The sequence below is a fragment of the Bradyrhizobium sp. UFLA05-153 genome, assembly GCF_054185185.1.
In genome coordinates, this window is the sequence record NZ_JBBIAM010000037.1 from 70,808 (window position 1) to 78,072 (window position 7,265).

Genomic DNA, 7,265 nt, shown 5'->3' on the forward strand with positions numbered 1-7,265 from the left:
CGATAGTTCTTCGATCATACGGGCCCGCAGCAGGTGCGTCGGGATCGGCGAGTTCGCCCGCTTGTCAGAGCGGGGAGTCCGCTGATCACGCCAGAGGCGAAGTGTCGGCACGTAATTTGTTCTGTGTGGTCTTTTTATTCGTGGGAATGATGGTCTGAAGGTGATATCGTCCTGGCATCACCGGCTGAGGCTCTGTCCGTAGGCGTCGGTGGCAGAGAGACTGATTGCGCTCCCGCCTGCATAGTCGAGGAGCGCAACCATGCTATTGCGGCGTGGCGTCTGCCGTCCGTCCCAGCGGGAAGCGCAGGACGCAGAGATGCTGCGAGAATTGGCCAGAGAAGCGGTCGAAGTGCTCAAGCACTGTCCAGCGCCCGATACCTTCCTCGGCCGCAAGACCCAAGAGCCCTTTCCAAAAGAGACGAGAGAGCAGCGTCGACCCCAGTTAAACTTGAGGGCGCTGTCTTAGATGACTGTCTGCGTTATCGTATTCAGACAGTGTAACTCCATCACCGACAGCGACTCATGAGCGTTGGTGATTGAAAGAGACGTGTGCTCCCGCTCAAGTGCCGCGAACTGATCTGGGACGATTAAGGCGCCTCCGTTGGGGATGTGAAACTAACATACTTAGTTCCGCAAACATGGAAACGTGGCTAGGATCGTCCGATGCATCACGACCTTCCCAATTCCTCTTATCGCTCCCTTGAGCTCCTATGCCGCACGCAGGCGGCGCTTGCATCGACCGACGCCACGCGACGTGAACTAGAGCTCATGGCGCTTGAATACAAACGGTTGGCCGATTGGTTGGATCGCCGACCATCTGGAGCAGATCGGCCTGCATGAAAGAAGCCGCCTCAGTTAGCGGTCTGCTTCGTTTGCAGCTCCTTCCCATAGTCCTTGTCGCGCTCATCAAAGTCGGCACCGATCGATCACGTCATCGAAAATCGACAAGTCGATCCAGGAAGCGGAACGTGCTGGCAGACCGGGCGCGGTGAATGCGGGGTCGGCTCGTCTGACGATCGACTCTGGAAAGCCGAGCGCACGCATAGAAGATGTCGACGGCGGGGTCGACGGGCCGATGTTGCAAAACGACGCTTCGCTCGCGCCGATCGCCCCCGCCGCAGAGTGGTCATAACATACCAGGCCAACGGGCTTTATTGTAGGTTTGCAGGACTTCGCTTCAGTCCTCGTCGTCGTCAGACTGCAGCGCCCTGCGCCGTTCCACGACATCACTCATATCGCGGAGTACAAAGATCGCGACGGCCGCCATGCGCTGCCTCTGTTCGGGATTGAGAGTTTTGTAGAGTGGCTGCCATGCCTCAGCGAGTTTATCCAAATCGGCTGATCGTTGAGCCAATGCTTCCGAGCGTCGTTGCAGAAAGGCGATGGGGTCACGATTGCGCAAGGCTTCGACGCGGCTTTCGTCGGCCCGTCTACCCACTGTTTCCTGGATTTTTGCGACCCGCGCTTTCCGATCCTCCGCCCTGGCACGGATAGCACTCTCTACCGGCGGCCAAAGTTTTTCCTGTTCAGGTGTCAGTTGCAACGCCGCCTTTACCAGATCAATCCTCATGTCCGTCAGGTTATTGCGGTCCGCTGCATTTAACCGTTCCGGAGACGCGGAAGACGAAGTCTGCGAGTTTTGGGCGTTGGCAATAGGGGATGCAATAACGAAGAGTGCAGTTGTTCCGGCCACTACTATTTTCAACATCGGAGATCTCCTAGGTGATAGGTGGCCCCCTAAGCACCGCGCAAAATGGTTACGCACTTTGAGGTCTCGTTGACCTAAATCAAGAGAACCAAGGAATTGTTCTCGCGTGACCATCGACCTGATGCCCGCGTGCAAACGCTTGCCTTCAGGCACTTTCTCATCAGTGCCAATCCCTGCGCCAAAAGTTGAGACCCGGGTTCCTGCAACCAATTTCTGGCGCGCGCGAGCTTCGCTCGGTCGATGATACCGTCGTGTGTTGCTGGGCGCCTATGCGCGGGACCTGCGGAATGAAGGTCGCGGTCGCAGAGCCGGATGCCATGCCAACGTCTTTTCGATTTGATCTTATTGAGGGATCGCGGCGTCTATCGTGGTCACCTCATGCAAGGTGCTCAAGGGTTCCGCTAGGGAACAGTGTGCGTGCATCCACCGCGCAACAAACGTTGCGGTTAGTTTAAGCGGCGACCAAGAGCCGCTATTGGACCGCCCGACGTCGCAGTTCAACCATCGTCGGCCATTGTTTCCGGCCGATGCGCAACGGCGGACGTCCGCATCACATCTTCAACTTGGGTAGGGAACTTAATGAAAATTCTGTCTGCGCTGCTCACGGCAGCGCTCTTGCTCGCGGGCATAGGGTCAGGCCACGCGGCGGTTCGGATTGCGGACGACCCGGGCGGGCAGATCGGAGAGTACCTCTCGAAGTACAGTGAACTCCGCGCTTCAGGCCAAACGGTGATGATTGATGGCCTTTGCGCTTCGGCCTGCACCATCCTCCTCTCGACAATCCCTCACGACAGGATTTGTGTCACCTCGAACGCGACACTTGGGTTCCATGCCGCTTATGATTTCACCGGTAATGGCCGAACTGTCACCAATCCCGAGGCAACCCAGCTGCTCTATTCGGGATATCCATCACAAGTCCGGCGATGGATTGCAGGGCGCGGCGGCCTTACCCCCAGAATGATCTTCCTTCGCGGCAAACAGCTGCAAGCCATGTATCGCCCGTGCTACGTCGATGCCCGTGCTCCCACGGCGATGCCAACCCCCTCTGCTTTAGTCGACCAGGACCAGCGCGGCTTCTTCACAAGTTTTGGCGCCCGATTGGCACCAATCCGCAAATAGATGTCTCGGTTCCGTTAGCGCGCTCGCTCAATCTCCCACGACAGCAAACCGAATCCTGCATCCAGAATCGATCAAGGAGTCCTGATCGTGTTTCGGCTGAGCGCCGCAATCTGCGGCGCCGTAATGACGCTTGCTATTTCGCCTGTTGCCATGGCTCGAAGTTAAAATCGGGCGGCTCTTTCAGATGCCCTCAATAGTGCCGCCTCTGGACCCGCGATCGTTGGCGCAGCATCCATGTACAACCCGTTCCGGCCCGGATATCGGGAGGGTGGCGTGAGTACAGCCTCCGGGGAGCGCTATGATCCGTCTGCGTGGGCGGCTGCCATCAAAATGAATTTGCGCAAGAAGTTTGGCGGGGTTCACGCCGGGTCGCATCATTGATTTCAATGAGCGGACGATGCGCCATTTCGATCCAAGTCTGCAACGGGGAGTTATTGCCGACGTCAAGGTTACACACCACTTTCAGGCGCCGATTGGATACCCGGACCAATTGCGTAGACCTGATTGCAGGCGAGTTGCTGCAGAACAAACGACCGCTTTGCGCTAAGAGCTGCACTCTCCGCCAAGTCCCACATTGAGCCAAACCGGACATCATTGGCGCGCCTAATTATTTGAGGCGATGGCGGTAAACGCCATCACTGGGCCGCTCTCCATGAGGAAACCGGCCCGTGATTTGAAGGCGATCAGGCGAGAACTAGTGCGCCCTGTTTTTGGTTTCTTGGATATTCCCCTGAAGGTGGTGTTCCTCCGTAGCATTCAGAGGGGTCAACCTGACGGTCAGCTTATCGATTTTGCCGGTGAACCGGAACGGCGGTTGGTAGTCGTTGTCGTCTACCCCCGTGCGTGTATCCACTCCGACGTCGAAGGTTTCATAAATCGTCTCGACAAACGGAATGGTGTGCGCGATCGTTTTGCTCGCGACCTCCTTGCCATCTACCGACAGCACGCCGCTGCCTCCCTTGCCGAAACCAGGGCCGTCGTATTTGAAGTCAAACACGATGGTGTGCTTGCCGGGAGTGAGTGCCGCTGGCCCTTCCCAACGGAATCGTTCCACGTCAAAGAAGTTGTAGACAAAAATGGGCTTGCCTTTGAGCATGTAGAGACCGTGGCCACCGCCACGGCCGCCGAGCGTATTGATCATGCCCTCTGCACCCCCCTGCGGGATGTCGACCTCGGCGGTGATCGAGTAAGACTTGCCGGCGATGTCCGGAGCGCTGCTGTAAGGGAGACCGGACGATTCACCCGAATAGGTGAAGACGGTCCGGCCGGCGGTCGCGCTCGGTCGCGGCGTAGCTGCGCGGGCGGTGAAGCTGTTATCTAACGGGAACACGTTATATTTCGTCGCCTCGACCAGAAAGAGCTGCTGCATGTCGCGCAGCTTGTCTTGCATCTTGGCGGCGAGGTCATTGTTCTCCGAATAATCTTCGGCGAGGTTGTAGAGCTCCCAGGTGTAGCCGTTGACGACGTCGGGAAACTTGCCGAAGCCCAAATCCCAAGGTGGTGAGGGTGGCGTTGTGGCGGCCAACCATCCGTTATTGTAGATGGCTCGGTTGCCGACCATTTCGAAATACTGCGTGCTGCGGGTAGACGGGGCGTTCGCATTGGCATTGTCGAAGGTGTAAGCCATGCTCACGCCTTCGATTGGCTTTTGGGCAACGCCGTCGACCATCACCGGCGCCTGGACGCCCGTGGCCTCGAGGATGGTCGGCACAATGTCAATCATGTGGTGGAACTGCGTGCGGATGCCGCCGATGTCCTTGATGTGGCCCGGCCACGAGATAGCCATACCTTGTCGGGTACCGCCGAAGTGCGACGCCACCTGCTTTGTCCACTTGAACGGCGTATCGAACGCCCAAGTCCAGCCCACCGCCATGTGTGGCGTGGTCTGATCTGAACCCCAGGCGTCATAGAACTTCAACTGCTCCGTGACCGGAATGTTGACGCCTTGAATTGCGGCCATCTCGTTTGGCGTGCCGAGGATAGAGCCTTCGGCGCTGGTGCCATTGTCGCCGCTGATATAGATCATCAGCGTATTGTCGAGCTTGCCCAGGTCCTCGACTGCCTGGATCACACGGCCAATTTCATGGTCGGTGTAGGCCGTGTAGGCGGCAAAGACATCTGCCTGACGTATGAAAAGTCTCTTTTCATCGGCAGTAAGCGTGTCCCATTTCTGAAGCTTGGCCCCGCCGAATTCCGCTTGTCCATCCGGCCAGGGGGTAAGCTGGGCATTCGCTGGGATGACGCCGAACTGCTTTTGGTTTGCGAAGATCGTCTCGCGCAGCTTTTCCCAGCCCTGATCGAATAAGTGCATGTCGCTGATCTTTTTGATCCACTCCGGGGTAGGCTGGTGTGGCGCATGCGAGCCGCCGGGCACGTAATAGAGGAAGAACGGCTTGTCAGGCGCGGCATCATTCAGGTCCTTCATGTATTTGATGGCCTCGTCCGCCATATCGGTGGTGAGATTGTAGCCTGGGTGTCCTACCCACGGAAAAACCTGTGTCTGATCGCGGAAGAGAAAAGGCGTCCACTGGTCTGTTTCGCCACCCATGAAGCCGTAGAAGTAATCGAAGCCCATCCCGTTCGGCCATTGGTTAAACGGCCCCGCTAAACTCAGTTGATAGCTCGGAGTGTTGTGGTTCTTGCCGAACCATGACGTGGCATAGCCGTTCTGCTTCAGGATCGTGCCGATGGTGGCACTTTCTGGTCCGATGACGGAATCGTATCCGGGGTATCCAGTGGACATTTCGGTGATCACCCCGAAGCCTACCGAGTGGTGGTTGCGGCCAGTGATCAGTGCCGCCCGGGTCGGCGAGCAGAGCGCGGTGGAGTGGAATTGCGTGTAGCGCAGCCCCGCCTTCGCGATGCGGTCCATGGACGGCGTGGGGATCACGCCTCCAAAGGTGCCGGACACGCCGTAGCCTTGGTCATCGGTCATGATGAGCAAAATGTTGGGTGCTCCCTTGCGCGGCACTACGGTCGGTGGCCAATACGGTTTGGAATCCTTCGCGTCCATGCTCATCGTGCCGTCGAACGGCGCGGGCTGGGGCGGAAGATATTTGCCATCAATTGTTGTGGTTGCGCTGGGTGAACCCGGCACGCCCGTAGTTTGCTGTGCGAATGCCGAAACAAACGTGAAGATCATTGCCATAAGTGTAAGAACGGCGGTCTTCATGGACCCGACCTCCTTGATGTGCACTCGGCAAAAAACTTGCTGAAGCGACCCTAGTAAGCTATGCGATTTCGGCTGGAGCGCGCGTCGATATGTCGCTCATCATTTCCGCTGTTGGCCCGAAGGGGCTGATAGCCGATGGGCAGAGCATGTCCGCTCTGCCCTGGTGATTCAGACATCAACTTGTTCGGCAATCGCGAGCGCGTCGTCAACCTCGATGCCGAGATAGCGCACTATGCTTTCGATTTTGGTATGGCCGAGCAAAAGCTGCACGGCTCGGAAGTTCCCCGTGCGGCGGTAGATCAGCGTTGCCTTGGTCCGGCGTAGGGAGTGGGTGCCAAATACCCTCGGGTCAAGCCCGATGCTTGCCACCCAGTCGGTAAGGAGGCGAGCATATTGGCGGGTTGTCATCGCCCGATCGCGCCCACGATGCCCAGTGAACAAATACTCACCTGGCCTCCTGCCGGCTTCCTTCAAGAAATCGTCAACGGCTTGCCGGGTTTGATCCGTCAACTCGAACTTGACTGGCCTGCCGGCTTCTTCTGTCGGACGGTCGCACGATCGACCGCATAGCCATTCGGAGCGACATCTCCGACCTTCAAGGCGACGACGTCGCAACCACGCAACTTGCTGTCGATCGCAAGGTTGAAAAGGGCAAGGTCGCGGGTCCGTCTTTCGATCAGGAGTCGGGTTCGGATCGACCAGACTTGGTTTGGGCGCAGCGGAGGTTTGGCTCGATCCGCTTACCTTATTCCAGGGTGTGTGGCGAGCTTTGGTGGAGAGGCTATTTTCGTCAGGCATGATCGTGCTCCTCGGTTTGTGAGGGCACCGATCATGCGTGACGACGCGCAGATCGTGTCTGCTTTCAGAGGCTTGCGGGCCGTGGGGTACCGTTGGGCCGCCTTAGGTCCGCAGCGAATGACCCTGGCTGTGTGAAAACATAGTGCCGCTGTTATGATTCTCCCGTGATTCTGAGGGAGAATTGATGAGGCGTTTCGTTGAGGAGGCGGATCGTGGGCAACGGACGCTGCTGCCTGAATGTCTCGATGATTTCATTGACGAGAACAACCCTGTTCGCGCGATCGACGAGTTTGTCGATGCGCTTGATCTGGCCGAGATGTGCTTCGGTGGAGTTACGCCGGCGGCGACTGGCCGGCCGTCGTATCACCCCTCGGTTCTCCTGAAGCTTTACATCTACGGCTATCTGAACCGGGTGCAGTCAAGCCGGCGGCTGGAACGAGAGGCCGGACGCAACATCGAGGTGATGTG

4 protein-coding genes and 1 pseudogene are annotated in these 7,265 nt (G+C 57.8%); 2 read left to right on the forward strand and 3 right to left on the reverse strand.

Annotated elements, in window-relative coordinates; translation table 11 throughout:
- Window positions 1-1,177 precede the first annotated feature (1,177 nt).
- A complete protein-coding gene (locus tag Q2941_RS22555) occupies window positions 1,178-1,708 on the reverse strand; it encodes a Spy/CpxP family protein refolding chaperone (RefSeq protein WP_027525734.1) in 531 nt (176 codons plus the stop codon).
- Window positions 1,709-2,287: 579 nt separating this feature from the next.
- Here Q2941_RS22555 and Q2941_RS22560 point away from each other — a divergent pair.
- Window positions 2,288-2,827 carry a hypothetical protein gene (locus Q2941_RS22560; RefSeq protein ID WP_458193764.1) on the forward strand — a complete coding sequence of 180 codons (540 nt, stop codon included), beginning with the start codon at window positions 2,288-2,290 and terminating at the stop codon, window positions 2,825-2,827.
- Window positions 2,828-3,521: 694 nt separating this feature from the next.
- Here the strand turns inward: Q2941_RS22560 and Q2941_RS22565 are convergent.
- Together Q2941_RS22565 and Q2941_RS22570 are read right to left on the reverse strand one after the other, a co-directional pair.
- A complete protein-coding gene (locus Q2941_RS22565; RefSeq protein WP_458193765.1) occupies window positions 3,522-5,999 on the reverse strand; it encodes an arylsulfatase in 2,478 nt (825 codons plus the stop codon).
- A 168-nt stretch (window positions 6,000-6,167) separates the two neighbouring features.
- Window positions 6,168-6,797: pseudogene (locus Q2941_RS22570) on the reverse strand (tyrosine-type recombinase/integrase).
- Between the two features lie 184 nt (window positions 6,798-6,981).
- On the opposite strand from Q2941_RS22570, the gene Q2941_RS22575 reads away from it, so the two are divergent.
- On the forward strand, window positions 6,982-7,265 hold a 284-nt coding region (locus tag Q2941_RS22575; protein ID WP_458193766.1), incomplete at its 3' end, for a transposase.

What these genes read in the sequence shown, in the direction of transcription:
- Q2941_RS22565 (WP_458193765.1), bottom strand. Translation starts at nt 5,999, where the DNA reads ATGAAGACCGCCGTTCTTACACTTATGGCAATGATCTTCACGTTTGTT.
- Q2941_RS22555 (WP_027525734.1), bottom strand. Translation starts at nt 1,708, where the DNA reads ATGTTGAAAATAGTAGTGGCCGGAACAACTGCACTCTTCGTTATTGCA.
- Q2941_RS22560 (WP_458193764.1), top strand. Translation starts at nt 2,288, where the DNA reads ATGAAAATTCTGTCTGCGCTGCTCACGGCAGCGCTCTTGCTCGCGGGC.